Annotated in this window: 20 protein-coding genes, 2 tRNA genes and 1 pseudogene; 3 read left to right on the plus strand and 20 right to left on the minus strand. The window is 59.5% G+C overall.

Annotated features, from left to right (window positions below; translation table 11 throughout):
* Nucleotides 1–23 precede the first annotated feature (23 nt).
* The 7 genes from dnaB to rnr all read right to left on the minus strand — a co-directional run bounded on the left by dnaB (nt 24) and on the right by rnr (nt 7,361).
* Nucleotides 24–1,421, minus strand: a complete 1,398-nt coding sequence (dnaB, locus tag AB4N84_RS07615) for a replicative DNA helicase (protein WP_074751847.1) — start codon at nt 1,419–1,421, stop codon at nt 24–26.
* A gap of 149 nt (nt 1,422–1,570) precedes the next feature.
* The gene (gene rplI / locus AB4N84_RS07620; protein WP_062379016.1) at nt 1,571–2,017 is read right to left on the minus strand and encodes a 50S ribosomal protein L9; all 447 of its coding nucleotides are present in this window, start codon (nt 2,015–2,017) and stop codon (nt 1,571–1,573) included.
* Nucleotides 2,018–2,037: 20 nt separating this feature from the next.
* A complete protein-coding gene (locus AB4N84_RS07625) occupies nt 2,038–2,934 on the minus strand; it encodes a YybS family protein (RefSeq protein ID WP_074751845.1) in 897 nt (298 codons plus the stop codon).
* A 42-nt stretch (nt 2,935–2,976) separates the two neighbouring features.
* Complete coding sequence (rpsR, locus tag AB4N84_RS07630) at nt 2,977–3,207, minus strand: 30S ribosomal protein S18 (protein WP_037015707.1); 231 nt, start codon at nt 3,205–3,207, stop codon at nt 2,977–2,979.
* A gap of 28 nt (nt 3,208–3,235) precedes the next feature.
* Nucleotides 3,236–3,658: a 30S ribosomal protein S6 gene (gene rpsF / locus AB4N84_RS07635; protein WP_062379020.1), complete on the minus strand. Its 423-nt coding sequence runs from the start codon at nt 3,656–3,658 to the stop codon at nt 3,236–3,238.
* Nucleotides 3,659–3,972: 314 nt separating this feature from the next.
* A complete protein-coding gene (rlmB, locus tag AB4N84_RS07640) occupies nt 3,973–4,731 on the minus strand; it encodes a 23S rRNA (guanosine(2251)-2'-O)-methyltransferase RlmB (protein ID WP_460045832.1) in 759 nt (252 codons plus the stop codon).
* Entirely contained in the window at nt 4,728–7,361 is a 2,634-nt protein-coding gene (rnr, locus tag AB4N84_RS07645; RefSeq protein ID WP_460045834.1) for a ribonuclease R, read from the minus strand. Before rnr ends, rlmB begins: the two co-directional genes overlap by 4 nt.
* 226 nt (nt 7,362–7,587) lie before the next feature.
* Between rnr and AB4N84_RS07650 the strand changes: the two genes are divergently transcribed.
* Nucleotides 7,588–7,674: transfer RNA gene (locus AB4N84_RS07650), tRNA-Leu, on the plus strand.
* A gap of 209 nt (nt 7,675–7,883) precedes the next feature.
* Nucleotides 7,884–7,970 (plus strand) — tRNA-Leu (locus AB4N84_RS07655).
* A 186-nt stretch (nt 7,971–8,156) separates the two neighbouring features.
* On the opposite strand, the gene AB4N84_RS07660 is transcribed toward AB4N84_RS07655, so the two are convergent.
* The 13 genes and pseudogenes from AB4N84_RS07660 to AB4N84_RS07720 form a co-directional block, all read right to left on the minus strand.
* The gene (locus tag AB4N84_RS07660; protein WP_460046957.1) at nt 8,157–9,041 is read right to left on the minus strand and encodes a methyl-accepting chemotaxis protein; all 885 of its coding nucleotides are present in this window, start codon (nt 9,039–9,041) and stop codon (nt 8,157–8,159) included.
* 21 nt (nt 9,042–9,062) lie between these two features.
* Nucleotides 9,063–10,118, minus strand: a pseudogene (locus tag AB4N84_RS07665) (methyl-accepting chemotaxis protein); the annotation flags it as partial.
* A 123-nt stretch (nt 10,119–10,241) separates the two neighbouring features.
* Nucleotides 10,242–11,534, minus strand: coding sequence for an adenylosuccinate synthase (locus tag AB4N84_RS07670; RefSeq protein WP_460045835.1), 1,293 nt, complete (start codon nt 11,532–11,534; stop codon nt 10,242–10,244).
* Nucleotides 11,535–11,588: 54 nt separating this feature from the next.
* Nucleotides 11,589–12,776, minus strand: coding sequence for an ATP phosphoribosyltransferase regulatory subunit (locus tag AB4N84_RS07675; RefSeq protein ID WP_074751837.1), 1,188 nt, complete (start codon nt 12,774–12,776; stop codon nt 11,589–11,591).
* A gap of 298 nt (nt 12,777–13,074) precedes the next feature.
* A complete protein-coding gene (gene hflC / locus AB4N84_RS07680) occupies nt 13,075–13,944 on the minus strand; it encodes a protease modulator HflC (protein WP_346828856.1) in 870 nt (289 codons plus the stop codon).
* Nucleotides 13,944–15,122 carry an FtsH protease activity modulator HflK gene (gene hflK, locus AB4N84_RS07685; protein ID WP_460045837.1) on the minus strand — a complete coding sequence of 393 codons (1,179 nt, stop codon included), beginning with the start codon at nt 15,120–15,122 and terminating at the stop codon, nt 13,944–13,946. The genes hflC and hflK overlap by 1 nt, the downstream gene beginning before the upstream one ends.
* A gap of 96 nt (nt 15,123–15,218) precedes the next feature.
* The gene (gene hflX, locus AB4N84_RS07690; protein ID WP_074751831.1) at nt 15,219–16,520 is read right to left on the minus strand and encodes a ribosome rescue GTPase HflX; all 1,302 of its coding nucleotides are present in this window, start codon (nt 16,518–16,520) and stop codon (nt 15,219–15,221) included.
* A gap of 12 nt (nt 16,521–16,532) precedes the next feature.
* Nucleotides 16,533–16,793: an RNA chaperone Hfq gene (gene hfq, locus AB4N84_RS07695; protein WP_062379035.1), complete on the minus strand. Its 261-nt coding sequence runs from the start codon at nt 16,791–16,793 to the stop codon at nt 16,533–16,535.
* 90 nt (nt 16,794–16,883) lie between these two features.
* Entirely contained in the window at nt 16,884–17,855 is a 972-nt protein-coding gene (miaA, locus tag AB4N84_RS07700) for a tRNA (adenosine(37)-N6)-dimethylallyltransferase MiaA (protein ID WP_460045838.1), read from the minus strand.
* Nucleotides 17,855–19,840 carry a DNA mismatch repair endonuclease MutL gene (gene mutL / locus AB4N84_RS07705; RefSeq protein ID WP_460045840.1) on the minus strand — a complete coding sequence of 662 codons (1,986 nt, stop codon included), beginning with the start codon at nt 19,838–19,840 and terminating at the stop codon, nt 17,855–17,857. The genes miaA and mutL overlap by 1 nt, the downstream gene beginning before the upstream one ends.
* Nucleotides 19,837–21,276 (minus strand): N-acetylmuramoyl-L-alanine amidase, encoded by a 1,440-nt coding sequence (locus tag AB4N84_RS07710; RefSeq protein ID WP_460045841.1) that lies wholly within the window; start codon nt 21,274–21,276, stop codon nt 19,837–19,839. The genes mutL and AB4N84_RS07710 overlap by 4 nt, the downstream gene beginning before the upstream one ends.
* Nucleotides 21,277–21,278: 2 nt before the next feature.
* Nucleotides 21,279–21,749, minus strand: coding sequence for a tRNA (adenosine(37)-N6)-threonylcarbamoyltransferase complex ATPase subunit type 1 TsaE (gene tsaE, locus AB4N84_RS07715; protein WP_074751824.1), 471 nt, complete (start codon nt 21,747–21,749; stop codon nt 21,279–21,281).
* Nucleotides 21,737–23,233, minus strand: a complete 1,497-nt coding sequence (locus AB4N84_RS07720) for an NAD(P)H-hydrate dehydratase (RefSeq protein ID WP_460045842.1) — start codon at nt 23,231–23,233, stop codon at nt 21,737–21,739. Before AB4N84_RS07720 ends, tsaE begins: the two co-directional genes overlap by 13 nt.
* Before the next feature lie 105 nt (nt 23,234–23,338).
* Between AB4N84_RS07720 and queG the strand changes: the two genes are divergently transcribed.
* Nucleotides 23,339–24,409, plus strand: a complete 1,071-nt coding sequence (gene queG / locus AB4N84_RS07725) for a tRNA epoxyqueuosine(34) reductase QueG (RefSeq protein ID WP_460046958.1) — start codon at nt 23,339–23,341, stop codon at nt 24,407–24,409.
* Nucleotides 24,410–24,438 lie beyond the last annotated feature (29 nt).

Below are 24,438 nucleotides of genomic sequence, written 5' to 3' on the forward strand. Positions count from 1 at the left end.
TGCTCCCCGATACTCAGTCGGCCTTACTCGTCGTCGTCGAAGTTGTAGCTCCCCGGCGCGAGGTTCTCGAAGCGGGTGTATTTACCGATGAACGCCAGACGAATGAAGCCGATCGGGCCGTTACGCTGCTTGCCGATGATGATTTCCGCGATGCCCTTGTGCTCGGTTTCCGGGTGGTACACCTCGTCCCGGTACACGAACATGATGACGTCGGCGTCCTGCTCGATCGCTCCGGATTCCCGCAAGTCGGAGTTGACCGGGCGTTTGTTGGGGCGTTGTTCCAGGGAACGGTTGAGCTGCGACAACGCAACCACAGGGCAGTTGAATTCCTTGGCCAGCGCTTTCAGGGATCGGGAGATCTCGGAAATTTCGTTGGTCCGGTTGTCACCGCTTGAGCCCGGAATCTGCATCAACTGCAGGTAGTCGATCATGATCAAGCCGACGTCACCGTGCTCACGCACCAGACGACGGGTACGCGCGCGCATTTCGGAAGGGCTGATGCCGGCCGTGTCATCGATGAACAGTTTGCGGTCGTTGAGCAGGTTGACCGCCGAGGTCAGGCGCGGCCAGTCATCATCGTCCAGCTGACCTGAACGGACCTTGGTCTGATCGATACGACCGAGCGACGACAACATACGCATGATCAGCGATTCACCTGGCATCTCCAGCGAGAACACCAGTACCGCCTTCTCGCTGCGCAGAACCGCGTTTTCGACCAGGTTCATCGCGAAAGTGGTCTTACCCATCGACGGACGGCCCGCGACGATGATCAAGTCGGAGGGCTGCAGACCGCTGGTCTTTTCGTCCAGGTCGGTATAACCGGTGGAGAGACCGGTGATCCCCTCACCGAGATTGAAGAGCGTGTCGATGCGGTCGATGGCCTTCGTCAACAGGTCGTTGACGCCCACCGGCCCACCGGTCTTCGGGCGCGCTTCTGCGATCTGGAAGATCTGCCGTTCGGCTTCGTCGAGGATCTCTTCGGCGGTTCGTCCTTCAGGATTGAACGCGCTGTCGGCGATTTCGTTACTGATACCGATCAACTGCCGCAGGGTCGCGCGCTGACGCACGATCTGGGCGTAGGCCTTGATGTTGGCGACCGACGGAATGTTTTTCGCCAGCTCCGACAGATAGCCCAGACCGCCTACTTGAGAAGTCTGACCCTCTTTGTCCAGTTGCTCGGACAGGGTCACGACGTCAATCGGCATGTTCTGATCAGCCAGCTTGGCGATGGCGCGGAAGATCAGACGGTGGTCGTGACGATAGAAATCGCCGTCCGAGACCTGATCCAGCACACGCTCCCAGGCCTGGTTGTCCAGCATCAGACCACCGAGTACGGCCTGCTCGGCCTCGATGGAATGCGGCGGCACCTTCAGGGCAGCGGTTTGCAGGTCGTATTGCTCGGGAGCGGAAATGTCGTTCATGGCCACACGGAATAAGGGGTTTGAAACAGGATACTCAGAAATGACAAAGGGCACGACCCGATAAACAGGAACGCGCCCCTCGTTGACCTGCTGACGAACACGTCGTCAACCGGTCGGACTCCAGCGCCGAAGCACCGGAATCAAGCAGCTTAAGCAGCCACCACAACTACGCGAACGGTAGCTTCAACATCGCTGTGCAGGTGCACGGCAACATCGTATTCGCCAACGTTACGGATGGTGCCGTTCGGCAGACGAACTTCAGCTTTGGCCACTTCAACGCCAGAGGCGGTCAGTGCGTCAGCGATGTCGTGAGTACCGATCGAACCAAACAGCTTGCCTTCGTCACCAGCAGTGGCAGTGATAGTCACTTCCAGCTCAGCCAGTTGAGCAGCGCGAGTTTCAGCAGAAGCTTTCTTCTCGGCAGCGGCTTTTTCCAGCTCAGCGCGACGCTCTTCAAACGCAGCCAGGTTGGCAGCGGTTGCAGCGGTGGCTTTGCCGAAAGGCAGCAGGTAGTTACGGCCGTAACCAGCCTTAACGTTTACTTTATCGCCCAGGTTGCCCAGGTTGGCGATTTTTTCCAGCAGGATGAGTTCCATTTGGTAATAACCTCTTAACTTTAACCTTCACCGTTCGCAGAACCGTTATCGGCATCTTTCGACGCCAGACGGCCGCGAAAATCAATCAGGCTGTCGACAATGGCAAACACCACCAGCAACGGATAAATCAGCTGCATGAACAGCAACAACGTGACGTACAACCCCACCAGCCAGAACCGTGTCAGGCGCTTTGCAGCCACCAGACCGTGAATCAGGGCCAGCCCCGCGAACATGAGCGGTACGCTGCACAACGGTGTCAACATCGCCAGTTGCGGACCGAAATTCGGCGCAACCAACATGCACACCAGCAGCACCAGCATCGGTGCCCGCGGGAGCCTCAAGCTGCGAAATTCGCGCCCGAAACCACCCGGGTTATACAACAGCGCCTGCCAGTACCGCCCAAGAATCAGGCAGACCACGCTGACGATCTGCAACACCGCTGCTATCAGGCCGTTGAGGACCGGCGTAATCAATGCTCCCAGACGCGCTCGCTCTTCTACCGACATCTGTTGGTAGACATCACCGAAGACGTGAGGAAGGAGTTTCTGCAACTCCCCCGCCATGGCTTCGATGGGCTCGCGGAAAACCGCCCCCAGAATTACCGAGTACAACAATCCAGCCGCTACGCTGACCAGCAGCACACGGACCCAGGACTCGCTGGCGCGCAATAAAGCGGCCAATCCCCATGACCCCAGCAACACCATCAGGGTGCGAGGATCACCGAAATACCACCAGACCAAAGCCGGCAGCAGAGCCCAGGCGAGTACGCCCGAAGCGCCACTCAACCCGCGTCGCAGGAGCACAAGGCAACCTGCGGCAGCACTCAACCAGAACAACAGCGGCAACGCCGCACATCCCACCACTACGAGAGTGGCCTGCACGCGGCCGCGCATGATGAATTCAGCCATGGCGCGCATGCGATCTATCCCTTACTGCGTTTTTGTCGACTAAACCTGGTCTCAGCGGCCGTGGCTGTCGGTGTAGGCCAGCAGGGCCAGGAAGCGGGCGCGCTTGATAGCGGTAGCCAGCTGACGCTGATAACGAGCTTTGGTACCGGTAATGCGGCTAGGAACGATCTTGCCGGTTTCGGATACGTAGGCTTTCAGGGTGTTGAGATCTTTGTAATCGATCTCCTTCACATTTTCAGCTGTGAAGCGGCAGAATTTACGACGACGGAAGAAACGTGCCATGTAATAGGCTCCTCAAAAGGTCCGTGGATTACTCGTCAGCGTTATCGCTGTTGTCGCTGTCATCACTGTCAACGCCTTCAGCGTCGGAGTGCTCAGGACGGTCGCGACGCTCACGGCGCTCACTGCGGTTCTCTTCAGCCTTGAGCATTTCGGACTGGCCGGTAACGGCTTCGTCGCGACGGATGACAAGGTTACGGATCACGGCATCGTTGTAACGGAAGTTGTCTTCCAGCTCGGCCAGGGCCTTGCCAGTGCACTCAACGTTCAGCATCACGTAGTGAGCCTTGTGAACATTGTTGATTGCGTAGGCCAGTTGACGACGGCCCCAATCTTCCAGACGGTGGATCTTGCCGCCGTCTTCTTCGATCAGCTTGGTGTAACGCTCAACCATGCCGCCGACTTGCTCGCTCTGGTCCGGGTGAACCAGAAAGATGATTTCGTAATGACGCATGAATGCTCCTTACGGGTTGTAGCCTGCCGCCAAAGCGGTCAGACAAGGAGTGAATAACACTGGTTTATCTTGCACAGGGACAGGCACATGCGCGCCTGCCATGACAGCAAGGGGCGCAATTGTAGAGAAGGGCCAGAGTCGGCGCAAGGAAATTGGTGATTATTTGAGCAGCGCAGTTGTAACACGCAATCCGGAGGGAATACGGGCCTGTGGGCGCGAATTCATCCGCGAGACCGTTGCACAGACGACACACACCTCATCGACTGAAATACCGCATCACGAATGAATTTGTTCCCACGGGGACTGAGTCCGGCTTACTTTTTGGCGGCTGCTTTCACGCTGCGCTGGCGCATGGCTTCGAACAGGCACACACCGGTAGCGACCGAAACATTGAGGCTGCTGACGCTGCCCGCCATCGGCAGGCGGACCAGGTAATCGCAGTGCTCACGGGTCAGGCGACGCATACCCTTGCCTTCCGCGCCCATGATCAGGATGGTCGGTCCGGTCAAGTCCTGCTGATACAGCTCTTGCTCCGCCTCGCCAGCCGTGCCAACCACCCAAAGGCCACGCTGCTGGAGTTTTTCCAGTGTGCGCGCAAGGTTGGTCACCGCCACCAACGGGATCACTTCGGCAGCGCCACACGCCACCTTCCGAACGGTAGGGGTCAGCGTTGCGGATTTGTCCTTCGGCACAATCACGGCGAGCGCACCCGCTGCATCGGCGGTACGCAGGCAGGCACCAAGGTTATGCGGATCCGTCACACCGTCGAGCACGAGAATCAAGGGCGCGCCTTCGGTACGGTCGAGCAACTCGTCGAGCATCGCCTCGCCCCAGACCTGGCTCGGACTGACGTCCGCCACCACGCCCTGATGCACGCCCTCTACCCACGCGTCCATTTCACGACGCTCGGCCTGACCGACCGATACGCGATTCTGTGCAGCCAGATCGATCAACACCTGAACGCGCGGATCGCTACGCCCTTCTGCCAACCAGATCTGCTTGACCCGTTTCGGGTGATGCCGCAACAGCGCTTCTACGGCGTGAACGCCGTAGATTTTTTCCAACGAACTCATGACTTCGCCTTAGGTTTACGCACTCCGCCGCTCTTGGCAGCTGGAGCCGAGCCCGACTTCGACGGGCCCTTACGGTGTTTACTTGTTTTGCCGGATTTGCTTTCAGGCGCCGTATCACTGCGAGACGACGTTCCCGACGTCGCCTTGCTACCGCCCTTCGCTTCCGCCAACAAGGCTTTCTTCATCTCGCGACTTTTGCGGACTTCGGCGTTCTTGGCGGCCGCGTCGCTTGGGCGATACGCCTCCACGACAGGCTCTTTCGACGCGCTGCGACGGCTTGGTCGTGCGGCCGACGCCTTTTCTTTCTCTTTCTCTTTCTCTTTCCCGGCAGGAGCAGGCTCGGCGGCCTTGCGCTTACGACCGATCGGCGCGCTGGTGGTTTTTTCAGACATCTCGAAGTCGATCTTGCGCTCGTCCAGATCGACGCGCATGACCCGCACTTCCACGGTGTCACCCAGACGGAAGCTGCGCCCGGTGCGCTCGCCCGCCAGACGGTGATGGACCGGATCGAAATGGTAGTAATCGCCCGGCAGCGCGGTGACGTGAACCAGACCTTCGACGTAAATATCGGTCAGCTCGACGAACAGGCCAAAACCGGTCACGGCGGTAATCACACCAGGGAACGATTCGCCTACGCGGTCTTTCATGAACTCGCACTTGAGCCAGTTCGTGACGTCGCGGGTTGCCTCATCGGCACGGCGCTCGCTCATGGAGCACTGCTCGCCCAGTTGCTCCAGCACGGCTTCGTCGTACGGATAAATACGCGCCTTCGGAATCGACGCAGCGCCAGCACGGCGAACATGCGGCGTGTCCTGCTTGGAGCGGATCACGCTGCGAATGGCGCGGTGGGTCAGCAAGTCCGGGTAACGGCGGATCGGCGAGGTGAAATGCGTATACGCCTCGTAGTTCAGACCGAAGTGGCCGTTGTTGTCAGAGCTGTATACCGCCTGGCTCAGAGAACGCAGCATGACGGTCTGGATCAGGTGGTAATCCGGACGATCCTTGATGGTTTCCAGCAGCGCCTGATAATCCTTCGGCGTCGGACCGTCTTTACCCTTGTGCAGGGAAAGCCCCAACTCACCCAGGAAGGCGCGCAGCTTTTCCAGACGCTCCGGCGGCGGACCGTCGTGAACACGGTACAGCGCAGGAATCTCGTGTTTCTTGAGGAATTCAGCGGTGGCCACGTTGGCAGCCAGCATGCACTCTTCGATCAATTTGTGAGCATCGTTACGCGTCGTCGGGCGGATTTCCGCGATTTTGCGCTCAGAGCCGAAGATGATCCGCGTTTCCTGGGTTTCGAAATCGATCGCACCGCGCACATGACGGGCGCCCAGCAATACCTTGTACAGCGCGTACAGCTGCTTGAGGTGCGGGACCACATCGCCATATTCGCCGCGAAGCTGTTTGGCTTCTGCGGTTTTCGGGTGCTCCAGAATCGAGCTGACCTTGTTGTAGGTCAAGCGGGCGTGGGAATGGATGACGGCTTCGTAGAATACGTAGTCGGTCATCTCGCCGGTTTTGGAGATGGTCATCTCGCACACCATCGCCAGACGGTCGACGAGCGGATTCAGCGAACACAGGCCGTTGGACAACTGCTCAGGCAGCATCGGCACGACACGCTCAGGGAAATACACCGAGTTGCCTCGCACCTGAGACTCGGCGTCCAGCGCCGAACCGATCTTCACATAGCTGGAGACGTCGGCAATGGCCACGTAAAGCTTCCAGCCACCGGAGAACAAGCGCAGCTTACCGGGCTTGGCTTCGCAGAAAACCGCGTCATCGAAGTCGCGCGCATCTTCGCCGTCGATCGTGACGAACGGCAGATGGCGTAAATCGACGCGATGCTCCTTGTCTTTCTCTTCCACTTCCGGCTTGAGCTTGGCGGCTTCTTTGAGCACTGCCTCAGGCCAGACGTGAGGAATATCGTAGGTGCGCAGCGCGACATCGATTTCCATGCCCGGCGCCATGTAGTTGCCTACGACCTCGACCACGTCACCTTGCGGCTGGAAGCGCGGCGTCGGCCAGTGGGTGATTTTCACCTCGACGAACTGGCCGACCTTGGCGCTCGCGTTGCGACCTGGCGTGACCAGCACTTCCTGCTGGATCTTTGGATTGTCCGGCACTACGAAGCCGATGCCACTTTCTTCGAAATAGCGTCCGACGACCGTTTCATGGGCGCGGGAAACGACTTCGACGATGACTCCTTCACGACGACCGCGACGGTCCAGACCGGAAACACGAGCCAGTGCGCGGTCGCCATCGAACACCAGACGCATCTGCGCAGGGCTCATGAACAAGTCGTCCGAGCCGTCGTCCGGCACCAGAAAGCCAAAACCGTCGCGATGGCCGCTGATGCGCCCGAGGATCAGATCGAGCTTGTCCACCGGCGCATAGGTGCCCCGGCGGGTGTAGATCAGCTGAGCATCACGCTCCATCGCGCGCAAGCGGCGGCGAAGGGCTTCGATCTGATCTTCAGTCGTCAGACCGAACTCTTCCACCAGCTCCTCGCGGGCAGCGGGCGAGCCACGGTCGGAGAGGTGCGCCAGAATCAGCTCACGGCTAGGGATGGGGTTTTCGTATTTTTCCGCTTCACGAGCGGCCTCGGGATCGAGGGACTGCCAATCGGCCATTGGAATGAGTTCACCTTATCTGTATGCAATTAGTTTGGCATATACCAGATTGAAACGCGAAGACAGCGTTTGCTGTCGCTTTTCGCTATTTCAAAAAAAATTTCTCAACAGGGGTTTACAGCCTCGAATGTCATCCGTAAGATGCGCCCCACAACGACGGCACTGCCACGTTGTAGTTGAAATCAAACGGCTTTTTGAAAAATTAGTCCAACGAAATCAACGAATTGCCCAGATGGTGAAATTGGTAGACACGCCAGCTTCAGGTGCTGGTGACCTTACGGTCGTGGAAGTTCGAGTCTTCTTCTGGGCACCAATTCAACGAAACCGAGCCACGTGCTCGGTTTTGTGCTTTCTGGGGTTTGAAAATCAACCACCCCACAAAACAGATCTGAGCGTAGATCACTTCCTTCTCCCTATCGAACGCCCACTGCGTCTGCATCCCGCTGAAGATTTCTCACGCCCCTCACAAAATCGCAAATTTGTGTTGCATTGAAATGAAAAATCTAATTAAATCAGCGCCATGCCCAGGTGGTGAAATTGGTAGACACGCCAGCTTCAGGTGCTGGTGACCTTACGGTCGTGGAAGTTCGAGTCTTCTCCTGGGCACCAAACAAAACAAAACCGAGCCAAGTGCTCGGTTTTGTGCTTTTCGGGGATTGGAATTTTCGGACCCGAAGCCCGCCTCACCTGCAGAGCAGGCTTGCTCGCGACAGCCCTACATCAGTGCGCGCAGCATTGCCTGATGCGTTGTGATCGCGAGCAAGCTCACCCCTGCAAAGGGTCAATCAAAGCGTATCAAGCCCGGAACTGCCCCAGGCTTGCCTTCAACTGCGCCGCAAGCTTGTCCAGTGTCTTGCCACTTGCCGTCGTTTCAACGACCGCCTGCGCAGCCTTTTCGGCTTGTGCATGGATATTCTCCACACGCCCTCTCACAGCCTGCGCACCCTTGGCTTGATGCTCAGCCGCGCGTGTCGCCAATCCAATGGCTGCATGAACCTGCTCAACCGACACCTGCACGGTTTGCTGAAGGCGCGCGCTGTCACGCAAGACCGCAAGCCCCTCCTTGGCCTGACGCCCTGCCAGACCGATCGTCGCGACTGCCTCCTTCGCCCCGGACTGCAACTTGGCGATGTGCTCCTGAATATCACCTGTGGAACTTTGCGTCTTGCTCGCCAGCGCCCGCACCTCATCAGCGACCACCGCAAAACCACGGCCGGTCTCGCCTGCGCGCGCCGCCTCAATGGCGGCGTTGAGCGCCAAGAGGTTGGTCTGCTCGGCGATGCCGTGAATCACCTCCAGCACCACCTCAATCTGCTGGCTCTGCTGCGCCAAACGCTCGATAACCTGCGAGCCGGCCTCAACCTGTCCGGCCAACGCCTCGATCAAACCACCGACCTGATTCGAAGTACGGGTGTTTTCATCGGTCGCCTGACGAATATCGACCACCTGCTGCAGCGCTGCTTGCATAGCATGGCTCTCGGCCTGCGCTTCGTCAGCCATTTGCGCCAACGCCTGAAGACTGGCGGCCACCTCATCGCGCTGCAATTCTGCGGCCGCATCGGCACCGGCATTGCGCTTGCTCATGGCGCCGATCTCGACACCGGTCTGCTGCGCAACGTCTCCCGCCTCACGAACGATCGGCTGCAGCTTGTCCACGAACCGGTTCACCGCCGCGGCCATATCGCCGATTTCGTCGTTACTGTTGAGTTTGACGCGCTTGGTCAGGTCACCCTCGCCCGCTGCCAGATCGTCCAGCGCGCGATTGAGCAATTGCAAGCGCAGAACCACGCGACGACCCAGCACCACGGCCAGCACCAGCAATACGGCAAGACCCACCAACGCCAGGCCTACGCCGATTCTCCAACGCAGCGTGGCCGCAGCATCCTGAACAGTGGTGCTGGTATTGGTGGCCATCGCCGACGCTGCTGTCTGCGCCGTCGTCAGACGGGAACGCAGAGCACTGGAACTCTCAGCGGCCGCGCCGCCCAGACTCTCTGAGACAAGCTGCTCGCCGCTGCCAATCAGTGCAGTGAAACGCTTGTCCAGCGCCATCAGATTTTCTTCGACGGTGGCGGTCGACACGCCCATGCGCACCTTGCCGATTTCCACACCGTTAGGGCTGATCGACGCTTCGACGTAATAAACCGAAGGGTCTTTCTGCGCGGCATTGAGGACCTTGTCCATTGCCCGCTCACCCTCGCCCTTGGCGAGCAGCGACTTAATCGACTCGTTGTCACGATTCAGATAACGGGTCAGATGCTCACCCTGCGCATCGTCGTAAACCACGAACAACACATTGGGATTGCGCTGCGCACGGCGCGCGAATTCCGACAGCGTCGGGGTGTCGCCGTCCCACATGGCGCGCGGGGCAACTGCCGCGAGAAGCTCAGCCATATCGGTAGCCGAGTCCTTCAGGTCTTTTTCCAGCGTGGCGCGCAGTTGCTTTTGTTCATCCTTCAGACGGGCGGACAAACCGGCGCTCAGACGTTGACGGGTATGTTGAGAAAGGCTGTCGAGGCTGGACGTTACGTCACGGCTCGCCTGCTCCAGTTCTCCCGACAAGTGTTGCGAATCTACACCCAGCCGTGCGGCGAGGTCAGCTTCCAGCGCAGTCACGGTGCTCCGGGTAAGGGCGACCGCCACCAGGACCTGCACCAAAAGGGCAATGCCAAGCGCAATGAATACGGGGCGCAGCAAGCGGCTGCGAAGAAGCGAAAGGACGGCTGACACAGGAGATTCCCCCACAACAAACGCCATTAAAATGATGGCATCTTTTCTGGCGGTATTTACAGCAAGTGTTGTGCCGACATTGCGAGGACGATCAAGCAGGCAAAACAAAGGGCCGCCTGAGCGACCCTTTGTTTTTATTTCAACGACTTATCAAGCGAACGGGTGACGCAGAACGATGGTCTCGTTGCGATCAGGGCCCGTCGAAATAATGTCGATCGGCGCACCGACCAGCTTTTCCAGACGAGCGATATATGCGCGCGCGTTTGCTGGCAGCTCTTCAAGGGTCTTGGCGCCCAAGGTCGACTCGGTCCAGCCAGGCATTTGCTCGTAAACAGGCTCAAGGCCGATGTAGCTGTCAGCATCGGTCGGCGCGTCGATGACTGCGCCGTCTGCGTTCTTGTAGCCTACGCAGATGTTGATGGTTTCAAGACCGTCAAGCACGTCCAGCTTGGTCAGGCAAATGCCCGAGATGCTGTTGACGTCGATGGCGCGACGCAGGATGACAGCATCGAACCAGCCGCAACGACGGGCACGGCCGGTCGTCGCGCCGAACTCATGACCGCGCTTGGCCAGGAATGCACCCACGTCGTCGAACAGCTCGGTCGGGAACGGACCCGAACCCACACGCGTGGTGTAGGCCTTGGTGATACCCAGGATGTAGTCCAGGAACATCGGGCCGACACCCGAACCGGTGGCAATGCCGCCAGCGGTCGTGTTGGAGCTGGTGACGTAAGGGTAGGTCCCGTGGTCGATGTCCAGCAGCGAACCCTGTGCGCCTTCGAACATGATGTCTTTGCCAGCGCGACGCATTTCGTGCAGCGCAGCGGTGACGTCGAGCATCATTGGCTTGAGCAGCTCAGCGTATTCCATGCACTCGTCGAGTGTTTTCTGGAAGTCGATTGCCGGCTCTTTGTAGTAATTCACCAGAACGAAGTTGTGGTAATCCAGCAACTCGCCCAGCTTGGCGGCGAAACGCTCACGGTGGAACAGGTCACCGATGCGCAGGCCACGACGCGCAACCTTGTCTTCGTAAGCCGGGCCGATGCCACGACCGGTTGTACCGATCTTGTGCTCGCCACGGGCTTTTTCACGCGCCTGGTCCAGCGCAACGTGGTACGACAGGATCAGCGGGCAGGACGGGCTGATGCGCAGACGCTCGCGCACCGGAATACCCTTCTCTTCCAGCTTGGTGATTTCACGCATGAGTGCGTCAGGCGCCACGACCACGCCGTTGCCGATCAGGCACTGAACGCCTTCGCGCAGTACGCCGGACGGAATCAGGTGCAGAACGGTTTTCTCGCCATCGATCACCAGGGTGTGACCGGCGTTGTGGCCGCCTTGATAGCGAACTACCGCGGTAGCATGTTCGGTCAGCAGATCAACGATCTTGCCTTTGCCCTCATCACCCCACTGGGTGCCCAGGACTACGACATTCTTACCCATAACACTTGTCCTCATTCACGCAAACTGGGTGCCGGCTGCAGCCGACTGGAAAACTCAAGAGGCCAGCGGCAGTACCTGCCAAAGCTCGCCATGCTGAATCAATTGCCGATCGCAATCGGCTTCTTTCGCCGCCGAGACCGACTGGCCTGGCAACGCCTGAACCACGCGCTCACCTTCGCTGCGCAGCTGGCAGACTTTCTGCCAGAGTGCCGCATCGGTGCTGTCAGGCATCCAGATACCGCCAGACGGTAGCTCGATCTGCGCCTGCCCCAGCGTGACCAGGGTTTTCAAATCGGTGGAGAAGCCCGTTGCCGGACGTGCGCGACCAAAGTCAGCACCGATGTCATCGTAGCGACCACCCTGGGCGATCGATTGGCCGACACCCGGCACGAACACCGCGAACACCACACCCGTATGGTAGTGATAGCCGCGCAACTCACCGAGGTCGAAATACAACGGTAGATCAGGGAAACGCGCCGACAGCCGCTCGGCGATTTCCAGCAAGTCATCCAGCGCCTCGATAACCGGTGCTGGCGCCTTGGCGAGACGATCACGGGCCGCGGTCAATACTTCGCGGCCACCACACAGATCGACCAGCGCACGCAGCATGGCTGCCAGGTCCGCCGGCAGGTTTTCGGTCAAAGCGATGACTTCGTCGATTGCCTTGCGCTGCAATGCATCAAACAGTTGTTGCTCGACCTCACCGGACAAACCGGCCGCACGGGCCAGGCCACGGTAAATGCCGACATGCCCCAGATCCATATGGACGTCAGGCACATCTGCCAGTTTCAGCATAGCCAGCATCAGGCTGATGACTTCGACATCGCTGCTTGGACTGGCATCGCCGTACAACTCGGCACCGAGCTGAATCGGGCTGCGCGAGGAGGACAGTGCGCGTGGCTGAGCGTGCAGGACGCTGCCGGCGTAGCACAGACGGCTCGGGCCTTCGCGGCGCAGGGTATGCGCGTCGATGCGGGCGACCTGCGGCGTGATGTCCGCGCGGAAACCCATCTGCCGACCTGATTGCGGATCGACCACTTTGAAGGTGCGCAGATCCAGATCCTGGCCAGCGCCTGTGAGCAGTGATTCAAGGTATTCGATGTGTGGGGTGACGACGAACTCATAGCCCCAGCTCTGAAACAGATCCAACACCTGACGACGCGCCACTTCTATGCGCGCAGCTTCCGGCGGCAGTACTTCTTCGATGCCATCCGGCAGCAGCCAGCGGTCAACCGTTGCCATTACGCCTTTCCCCTATGATCCGGGCGGCCAACCCTTGGGCAAGCCTTGAGTGAAGCAGACAGCGTTGAGCCCGACGAACGTGTCCAGGAACGTTAATTCCAGAACGAGACGCGCCGCAGATTTGCCAACACTGTCCTCGAAAAAACTGCCGCGCACGAAACACGCCACGGCCAATCAATCGTGTAGACGCAAAAAAGCCGGGAATTTCCCGGCTGCCGCATCATACACACGTTTTCGCGTGCGATCACCCCGCCGGACAGTTTTGCCGCCCGGCGGAGGTCTCAATTGCGGTTGACGATCACGGTTTGGCTTTATTCAGATAGCGGAAGAATTCGCTGCCTGGATCCAGCACCATCACGTCACTTTTGTTGGCGAAGCTTTCACGGTAGGCGCGCAGGCTGCGATAGAACGCATAGAACTCCTGGTCCTGGCCGTAGGCCTTGGAATAGATCGCGGCGGCTTGTGCATCACCGTCACCACGCGCTTCCTCGGACTCACGATACGCCTCAGCCAGCAGCACGCGGCGTTGACGATCAGCATCGGCACGAATGCCTTCTGCCAGCTCGTTACCCTTGGCGCGATGCTCGCGTGCCTCACGTTCACGCTCGGTGCTCATACGCTCGAACACGCTGCGGTTCACTTCCTTCGGCAGGTCGATCGCCTTGACGCGAACGTCGATGACTTCGATGCCCAGTTCTTTCTCGGCCATCTTGTTCAGCGACGCCGTGATGTCAGCCATCAGCGCATCACGCTCACCCGACACGGCTTCGTGCAGGGTGCGCTTACCGAACTGGTCACGCAGACCCGATTCAAGACGACGCGACAGACGTTCGTCGGCGATCTGCTTCAGACCCGATGTCGCGGTGTAGAAACGCTCAGCGTCCTTCACGCGCCACTTGGCGTAGGCATCGACCATGACGGCTTTCTTTTCCAGCGTCAGGAAACGCTGAGTCGGCGCATCCAGGGTCAACAGGCGACCGTCGAACTTGCGCACCTGGTTCACGTACGGAACCTTGACGTGCAGACCCGGTGGAACATCAGCCTGAACCACGCGACCGAATTGCAAGAGCACGGCACGCTCGGTCTGAGCAACGATGTAGAAGCTGTTCCACGCCACAACAGCCAGAACGACACAGACAATCAGGGCAACCAGAGATTTATTGCTCATCAGCGAGTCTCCCTAGTGCGCGTGTCGCGTTGCTGTTGCATGTCCGCAGCCCGAGAGCCCGGATCGACGACAGTGGTCGCCGCGCCGCTTGCAGACGATGCCGAACCGCTACGGCTGCCTTCGATCATTTTGTCCAATGGTAGATAGAGCAAGTTGTTCTGACCCTTGTCGCCGGTCACGAGTACCTTGCTGGTGTTGCTGAAGACTTCTTGCATGGTGTCCAGGTACAGACGCTCGCGGGTAACCTCGGGTGCCTTGCGGTACTCGGCGACCAGCTTGGTAAAGCGATCCGCCTCACCCTTGGCACGAGAAACCACTTCGTCACGGTAACCGTTGGCATCTTCGACGATACGCTGGGCCTGACCACGGGCTTCCGGAATCACACCGTTAGCATAGGTTTCGGCCTGGTTGCGCGAACGCTGCTCGTCTTCACGGGCACGGATCACGTCATCAAACGCTTCCTGAACTTCACGCGGCGCAGCAGCGCTCTGTACGTTCACCTGGGTCACGGTGATGCCGGTGCGATAGGTGTCGAGGAAACGCTGAAGGCGCTCCTTGATCTCGCTCGCCATCAACTCGCGACCTTCGGTCAGCACCTGGTCCATGGCAGTCGAACCGACCACATGGCGCAATGCGCTTTCGGTAGCGTGTTGCAGACTGACTTCAGGCTGATCGACGCTGAGCACGAAATCCTGCAGGTTGGTGATCTTGTACTGCACGGTCAACGGCACCTCGACGATGTTTTCGTCTTCGGTGAGCATTTGCCCTTGCTTGCTGTACGCACGTTCACGCGTCACGTTCTCGAGGTACTTGCGGTCAAAGGGCGGGAAATAGATATTCAGACCCGGCCCGACCGTTTCATAGTACTTACCAAAACGCAGCACCACGGCTTGCTCTTGCTCGTCTACCACGTAGATCGCGTTGTAGAGCCAGATTGCGAGCAGCACGACCAGGCCGATGCCGAGCAGGCCAAGACCGCCGCCCTTGCCCGAACCGCCGCCACTGCCGCCGCCATCACCACTGCGTTTCTTACCACCACCGAACAACCCATTCAGGCTTTCCTGCAGCTTTCGGAAGGCCTCGTCGAGATCTGGTGGCCCCTTGCGGTCGCCGCCCTTGCGCTTACCACCCCAAGGATCCTGATTATTCGAGTTGCCACCCGGCTCATTCCAAGCCATAGCGCTCTCCATCTGATAAAGCAAAGACGCGCCCGCGGCGCGCCGACCAATGCTACAGAATGCCTGTCAAAGCAGCACAACCGCTTTTTCAGGCTTTTATTGCAAAGTGTGTTGCTCGATGAATTCCAGCGGCTGCAGTCCTTCGCGACTCACCAGGCGATTGAATTCAACTCGGGGTAAACGTACAGCCAACAGGCTTTGACCTTCGTCGTCATGCTCTTCGCTCTGCACCGCACCCAATTGGAAAAACTGGGCGCGCAGCCGGGCGAAGCGTTGTGACAGACACAAAGTGCCAACAAACAGATCATTCCCCAACAGCTCGGCAATGGCTTGCTTGAGCAAGTCCAGACCGCGACCATCACGAGCAGATACCCAGACCCGCTGCGGCTTGCCATCGGCATCGCGTTGAATCTGAGGCTCAACCCCCTCGAGCAAATCGAGTTTGTTATAGACCTCCAGCATCGGCAAGTCCTGGGCACCGATCTCGCCCAGCACCACCATCACTTGCTCGATCTGCTCCATGCGATCGGGCTCGTGAGCGTCGATGACATGCAGCAGCAGGTCCGAGTTGCTCGATTCTTCGAGCGTAGCCCGAAAGGCCTCGACCAGCTTGTGCGGAAGGTGACGAATGAAGCCCACGGTGTCGGCCAGGACGATCGGCCCCAGGTCGTTGAGCTCAAGACGGCGCAACGTCGGGTCGAGCGTTGCGAACAACTGGTCAGCAGCGTAGACGTCGGAATCGGTCACCGCATTGAAGAGTGTCGATTTACCGGCGTTGGTGTAGCCCACGATGGACACCGTGGGGATGTCGGCGCGTGAACGACCGCGACGAGCCTGGTCGCGCTGACTGCGGACTTTTTCGAGACGGCCCTTGATCTGGCGCAGGCGGACCCGCAACAGACGACGGTCCGTTTCCAGCTGGGTTTCACCCGGACCACGCAGGCCGATACCACCGCCCTGACGCTCAAGGTGAGTCCAGCCACGAACCAGACGCGTGCTCATGTGCTCGAGCTGGGCCAGCTCGACCTGCAACTTGCCTTCATGAGTGCGCGCCCGCTGGGCGAAAATGTCGAGAATCAAGCCCGTACGGTCAAGCACGCGACACTCGAAAACTCTTTCAAGGTTGCGTTCCTGACTGGGTGTAAGGACGTGATTGAAAATGACGATATCCGATTTCTCGGCTTTGACCAGGTCCCGTAGCTCTTCGACCTTGCCGCTGCCTACCAGATATTTGGCCGTTGGCCGATGCCGTGGCACGTTGATAAACGCGACGATATCGGCACCAGCCGAAAGAGCCAGCTCCCGGAACTCCTGCGGATCTTCGCGCGCCTCAGGGTCCTGACCATCCAAATGAACGAGGATTGCCCGCTCACCACCACCGTGGCGCTCAAAGAACAAAGCAGACTCCTATCAAGCGTTACCTGGCTCTGCGTCAGCCTGGTCGGATTCGGTTGCGCTAGGCAGACGAATAGGACGAACCGGAACGACGGTGGAGATGGCGTGCTTGTAAACCATTTGGCTGACAGTGTTCTTCAGCAAAATAACGAACTGGTCAAAGGACTCGATCGTGCCTTGCAGCTTGATACCGTTTACCAGATAGATCGAAACCCCAACCTTTTCTTTACGCAAAGTGTTCAGGTAAGGGTCTTGTAGCGAATGCCCTTTTGACATGTGCCGCACTCCTTTAAGGATCAATAGAATAAATTCGAAAACATTGGCTTGGGCCGTTACCCCCCAAGGATAGACGGCTATTGCAAGGACTCAGCTCAATATGGAGGCCGATCCCAGGTATTTCAAGGTGCGTGGCAGATTGTCGCAAGCCAGGCTGTCCAACCAGTGTAAATCTTCCCAGCTTCGCAACCAGGTGAACTGTCTCTTGGCCAATTGACGCGTGGCAATGATGCCGCGTTCCTGCATCTCGTCCCGAGTCAGTTTGCCATCCAGATAGTCCCAGACCTGGCGATACCCTACAGCTCTTATAGACGGTAAATTCGAGTGCAGGTCACCCCTCGAACGTAACGCCACAACTTCTTCAACGAATCCTTCATCAAGCATTTGCCTGAAACGCAGTGCGATCCGGTCATGCAGTACCTTGCGATCCGTCGGTGCGATCGCGAGATTTGCGACAGTATAGGGCAATTGATGCCGCCCCGAACCGCCAGCTTGAGCACTTTGCGCACTTTGTTGCTCGCGATGTGCGGTCATGCTCATCCCGCTGACCCGATAGACTTCCAGCGCACGAACCAGCCGCTGAGGATCATTGGGATGAATCCTGGCCGCCGACACCGGGTCGATACTCGCCAACTCATCGTGCAACGCCTGCCAGCCACGACTGGCCGCTTCAGCCTCCAGTTGCGCACGAACCTCGGCATCAGCGGCCGGCATGTCTGCCAGGCCTTCCAATAGAGCCTTGAAATACAACATGGTGCCGCCCACCAGCAGGGGAATTTTTCCCCGGGCGGTGATTTCAGCCATGGCCTGCAACGCGTCGGTACGAAAATCAGCAGCGGAATAGCTCTGCGAGGGATCGAGGATATCGATCAGGCGGTGCGGATAGGTGTCCAAAAGCGCCTTTGAAGGCTTGGCGGTGCCGATGTCCATGCCCCGATAAACCAGCGCCGAATCGACGCTGATCAGTTCGCAAGGCAAGACTTTGGTCAGCTCGATAGCCAGATCGGTCTTGCCAGCGGCGGTCGGCCCCATCAGGAAGATGGCCGGAGGAAGAGCACTCATCAGCGACCGCGCAGGAATAGTTTGTCGAGATCGTCCAGGCCCAGCTGGGTCCAGGTCGGCCTTCCGTGGTTGCATTGACCGCTGCGCTCGGTGTTTTCCATATCGCGCAGAAGGCCATTCATTTCCGGGATTGCCAGACGCCGGTTCGCGCGGATCGCCCCATGACAGGCCATCGTGCCAAGCAGTTCGTTCATGTGCGCCTGCACGCGGTCGCTGGTGCCGTACTCCATCAAATCGGCCAGCACGTCGTGTACCAGGCGGTTGGCTTCAGCCTGTTTGAGCAACGCGGGAATCTGTCGGATCGCCAAGCTCTCCGGGCCAAGGCGCTGCAGCTCGAAACCCAACTGCTGGAACGTTGCCATATGCTCTTCAGCGCAATCAGCTTCACGCTGACTGACCGCGATCGACTCAGGCACCAACAACGGCTGACCGCTGAGGCCTTCGCTGGCCATGGCGACCTTCAGGCGCTCGTACATGATTCGCTCGTGAGCGGCGTGCATGTCCACCAGCACCAAGCCGTGTGCGTTTTCCGCAAGGATATAAATGCCTTTGAGTTGCGCCAGCGCGTAGCCCAACGGCGGGACATCGCCCTGAGACTCGGGCAGGGCAACACCCGTCGCGACCGGATTCGCCTGGGCGCCGGGCAGTGGTGCGAAGAACTCACGATACGCAGCCTGCGCCTCGGCGATTGGCAGCATCGCGCTAGGACGGGGCGTGTACTGATACTGATATCCTGCCCCGCTCCCGGTTCCGGCGCCCGCCTCGGACGACGGATTCCAGGCCGAACCTTGCGGGGTTTCCAGCAGATTGTTCGCCAGACGCATCTCGCCCTGCGGCCCGAACTCGCCCGCTTCCGGCCCGGTGGGACGCACCAGCGCCGTAACCGATGTTGTGCCGGCCAGTTGATCTTCGGGGCGCACGTCACCCAGCGCGCGGTGCAGCGTGCCATACAGGAAGTCGTGGACCATGCGCCCGTCACGAAAGCGCACTTCGTGCTTGGTGGGGTGCACGTTGACGTCGACGACGGCCGGATCCACTTCAAAAAACAGCACGAACGTCGGATGACGCCCATTGAACAGCACATCGCGATAGGCCTGACGCACGGCGTGCGCGACCAGCTTGTCGCGAACGGCGCGGCCGTTGACGAAGAAATACTGAAGATCGGCCTGACTGCGCGAGAACGTCGGCAAGCCCACCCAGCCCCACAGTTTCAGGCCGTTGCGCTCTACCTCGATGGGCAGCGCCTGCTCAAGGAAGCCCGGGCCGCAGACCGCGGACACCCGACGCGCGCGCGCGACGTCATCGCGAGCCTCGTGCAGGCTGAGGATCGTCTTGCCGTTATGCCGCAGGTGGAAAGCAACGTCGAAACGCGCCAGCGCCATGCGCTTGATCACTTCCTGCAGATGATCGAATTCGGTTTTTTCGGCCTTGAGAAACTTGCGCCGTGCAGGCGTGTTGAAAAACAGATCGCGCACTTCCACCGAGGTGCCGACCGGATGCGCAGCAGGCTGAACGCGGGACGCCATGTCGCGGCCCTCGGTTTCAACCTGCCAGGCCTGGTCGGCATCACGGGTGCGAGACGTCAGCGTCAGGCGTGCGACCGAGCTGATCGACGCCAGCGCTTCGCCACGGAAGCCCAGGCTCATGACCCGCTCAAGATCTTCGAGCTCACGAATCTTGCTGGTGGCGTGTCGCGCCAACGCCAGCGGCAGATCATCGGGGGAGATGCCACCGCCGTCGTCGCGGACCCGCAAAAGCTTGATGCCCGCCTGTTCGACATCCACATCGATGCGGCGCGCACCGGAGTCGAGGCTGTTTTCCAGCAGTTCCTTGATCACCGACGCAGGACGCTCAACCACCTCGCCTGCTGCAATCTGGTTGGCCAGGCGCGGGCTGAGCAACTGGATGCGCGCCGCTTGAGCGGCCGGACTGTCGGCGTTTATACCTGCGTCAAAGCCCTGCTCATCAAGCAGCAGATCGGTCATGGCTCACCCGCCAGTTCCGCGCTCGGGATCTTGAGTTGCTGGCCAATCTTCAGCTCATCGGAGCTGAGCCTGTTGGCCGAGCGCAGTGCCTCCATGCTCATGTCGTAACGCACGGCAATCATGCTCAGGGACTCGCCAGGGCGAACCGTGTGCTCGCGAGCACCCATGGCCAGCTTGCCGTTGTCACGCAGCCAGGCAATGTAAGTGCCCTGTGGCGGGTTTTGCTGGAAGAACTGTTTCACACCTGCAGTGATGGAACGCGCCAACGCCTGCTGATGGCTCGAGCCTTCTAGCTTGTTGGCTTCGGCGGCATTAGAGATAAAGCCGGTTTCAACCAGAATCGACGGAATATCCGGCGACTTGAGCACCATGAAGCCCGCCTGCTCGACGCGCGACTTGTGCAGCGAAGTCACCCGCCCGATGTTGGTCAGCACCTTCTGGCCCACGTTGAGACTCGAGGTCAGCGAGGCAGTCATCGACAGATCGAGCAGCACACCGGCCAGCATGCGGTCCTTGTCATCCAGGCTCACAGCGCCCGCACCACCAATCAAGTCGGAACGGTTTTCACTGTCTGCCAGCCAACGGGCGGTTTCCGAGGTGGCGCCTCGATCCGACAGGGCAAACACCGAAGCACCAAAGGCTGCCGACGAAGGCGCAGCGTCAGCGTGAATGGACACGAAGAGGTCCGCACCTTTGGCGCGGGCAATCTCGGTACGTTTACGCAATGGAATGAAGTAGTCGCCAGTACGTGTCAGCTCGGCGCGGTAGCCCTTTTCGGCGTTGATCTGACGCTGCAGTTCTTTTGCGATCGACAGCACCACGTTCTTTTCTTTCTGCCCGCGACCGCCCGAGGCGCCCGGGTCCTCACCGCCGTGCCCGGCATCGACCACGACGACGATGTCTCGTTTGCCGTTAGGCACAGGAGGCAGTTTGATTTCAGGCTTCGACGGGCTCACCGGGACTGCAGGCGTGGCCGGTGCAACGGTTGCAGGCGTATCAGCGACGCTCGGAGGTGGATTGGCGTCGGCAGCGTTGTCGTAAAGGTCAACCACCAAGCGGTTGCCGTATTGCTGGTTCGGCGCCAGGGTAAAACTTTTCGGCGTAACCGCTTTTTTCAGGTCGATGACCACCCGCAGGTCATCCGGCGTGCGCTGTGCAGAACGCATGCTGGTGATCGGCGTATTGGCCGTGGGAATGTTCAACGAACCGCCCAGCGTCGCACCGTTGATGTCGATGACCAGACGATCCGGAGACTGCAGGGTGAAGACGCTGTGCTGTACCGGGCCGGACAGGTCGAAGACCAGTCGGGTGTTATCCGGAGCACGCCATAAGCGGACACTTCGTACCTGTGTAGCGGCCAACGCGTCGACAGCCAATGTCGCCAGCAGAAGTCCTACCACAGTAACCAGCGCGCGCATGCGCATACCTAACCCCATATCTATTTGAATTCCAAAGCCAAAGCGGCACACCACTGCTCGCCGCGCGAGCTTTTCGGGCTCAAAGTCAGCACTCGACCTTCCGCGTGGGGCCTAATGGTAATGATCAGGTCAGGCTTTGGCAAAAAGCCTGCACCAAGATTGGGCCACTCGATCAGGCAAAGCGCGTCCCCTTCGAAGTAATCGCGTATGCCGAGGAATTCTAGCTCTTCTGGATCAACAAGTCGGTAGAGATCAAAGTGATACGCGCGATTCCTCCCGATTTCGTAAGGTTCTACGAGGGTAAATGTCGGGCTTTTGACCGCGCCGACGTGACCCAGGCCACGGATGATCCCGCGTGACAGCGTCGTCTTGCCCGCGCCCAGATCGCCCTCGAGAAAAATAATCCCATTGCTTTCAGTGACTTGGGCAATCCGTGCGCCAAAGCTCGTCATGGCTTCTTCACCCACCAGATGCAGGGTTAACTCAGACACGGTTGTTGCTCCTCCAGAAGCTCACGAATAACAGGAATCAGATCAGCGGCAGCCATCCCCCGCCCGCTTGCTCCACATTTTTCTCCGGCCAGCGCGTGCAACCACACCGCAAGGCAGGCTGCGTCGAACGCAGGCATCTTTTGCGCCATCAAGGCACCGATCACACCGGACAGCACATCGCCCAACCCGCCAGTCGCCATCGCTGGATGGCCATGGTCGGCTAACGCCAGATCACCTTCGGGACTGGCAATCAGACTGCCGCTGCCCTTGAGTACACAGACGGCGTTGTATTTTTTAGCGAGAGCCATGGCAGACGCCGGACGGTCGGCCTGAATCGCCTGCGTGCCGACACCCAGCAAACGGGCAGCCTCACCGGGATGCGGCGTGATCACGCAACCGCTCGGCAAACTGACCGACCCGGCCGCCAGTTGATTCAATGCATCGGCGTCCCAGACTTGCGGGCGAGGAGCGCTGGCGACCGCGGACAGCAAACTGCGCCCCCAACTGTGCTGCCCGAGACCCGGTCCCACCACCAGAACGCTGGCGGGTTCGATTAACGCCATCAACTGGTTAGCCGATTGAATGCCTGCGGTCATGACTTCGGGAAAACGCGTGAGCGCCGCTGAAACGTGCTCGGGACGTGTCGCCAGCGTCACCATACCCGCGCCGCAGCGCAGCGTGCTCTCGGTGGCCAAAAGCGCTGCGCCCCCAAACCCCAGATCGCCGCCGACGACCAGCACTCGGCCAAACATGCCTTTGTGGGTCGTGCGTGAGCGAGGTGCCAGCCTGGGCAGGTTGAATGTATCCAGACGTTTAATGCTGACCGGCGTCTGCGCCACGATCGCGGCATCGGCTTGCAGGTCGTCGAAAACCAGTTCGCCCACAAGCTCGGGAGCATCGCCCGTGAACAGGCCGATTTTGAGGCCGATGAAAGTCACGGTGAGGTCGGCGTGAACGGCCATACCCAGGGTGCGTCCGGTGTTCGCGCACAGGCCCGAAGGGATATCGACGGCCATCACCGGCAGGCCGCTGTCGTTGATGCACTCAATCGCGCTGGCATACGGCTCACGGACATCGCCGTTGAGGCCTGTGCCGAGCAACGCATCGACGAGAATGCCGACCAGCGGTTGCTGCCCCCAAGGCAGCACATTCACGCCCGCCCCGAGTGCTTCTTGATAGGCAGACGCCGCATCGCCGGCCAGGGCAGAAACGTCGCCCACCGCAAGTGCCGAGACTTGCCACCCCGCACGCTGCGCCAACGCAGCGATCAAATAACCGTCGCCTGCGTTATTGCCGCGCCCCGCCAGCACGGTCAGTTGCCGTGCTTCAGGCCAGCGCCGACGCAACGCTCGCCACGCAGCATGAGCCGCGCGCTGCATCAAATCGAAGCCAGGCGTGCCCGCAGCAATCAGGCGTGCGTCGAGGTCACGCACTTGCGCGGCGCTATACAGCGCGTCGGGTAATGGGGGTTTGCTGTGCAACATGCGTCTTTGAGCTCCGATGTCTGGCAGAATTATACGCACCTGCGCCCCGGTGTCCTCTTTGCAATGTCCGCGATTACAGTAGATCCATCCCAACACTCTGTGCCCATGACGGCTGCGGGGTTGAACGAACTTGCCCAATCGATCAAGGACTGGGGGCGTGAGCTCGGGTTCCAGCAGGTCGGCATCTCGGGGCTGGATCTGGCGGAGCATGAGCAGCATCTGGAGCGCTGGCTCGAAGCCGGTTATCACGGCGAGATGGACTATATGGCAGCCCATGGCAGCAAACGTTCGCATCCGGACGAATTGGTGCCGGGAACGTTACGGGTTGTGTCGCTGCGCATGGACTATCTTCCCGGCGACACGCACATGGCCCAACGTCTGGCAGAACCAGAGAAAGCCTACGTGTCGCGTTATGCGCTGGGCCGCGACTATCACAAGCTGATCCGCAAACGCGTGCAGCAATTGGCAGAGCGCATCCAGCAAGCCATCGGGCCGTTCGGTTTCCGAGCCTTTGTCGACAGCGCGCCGGTCCTGGAGAAAGCCATTGCCGAGCAAGCCGGATTGGGCTGGATCGGCAAGAACACGCTGGTGCTCAACCGCAAGGCAGGCAGCTACTTTTTCCTCAGCGAACTGTTCGTCGACCTGCCCTTGCCGGTAGACGAACCTCACGCGACCGAGCATTGCGGGCGCTGCACCGCGTGCCTGGAGATCTGTCCGACCAACGCGTTCGCAGGCCCCTATGTGCTGGATGCGCGCAAATGCATCTCTTACCTGACCATCGAACTGAAGACATCCATTCCCGAAGCGCTGCGTTCGATGATCGGCAATCGGGTGTTCGGCTGCGACGATTGTCAGATCGTCTGCCCCTGGAACCGATTCGCTCGCCCGACTGACCAGAACGACTTCAAGCCCCGTCACGGCCTTGATAACGCCGAGCTGGCGACGTTGTTTTTGTGGGATGAAACGACCTTCTTGAGCAACACCGAAGGCTCACCGCTGCGACGTGCCGGGTATGAGCGCTGGTTGAGGAATCTGGCGGTGGGTCTGGGCAATGCGCCGTCGAGCATTCCGGTGATCGAGGCCTTGAAGGCGCGACTCGATCATCCCTCGGAGATGGTGCGCGAGCATGTGGAATGGGCGTTGCTCCAGCATGAGAGGAGAGGCGCGATTATCTGATTAGCGCCAACCATTTAAAAAACCAGCGA

Source organism: Pseudomonas sp. S2_H01, assembly GCF_054668305.1.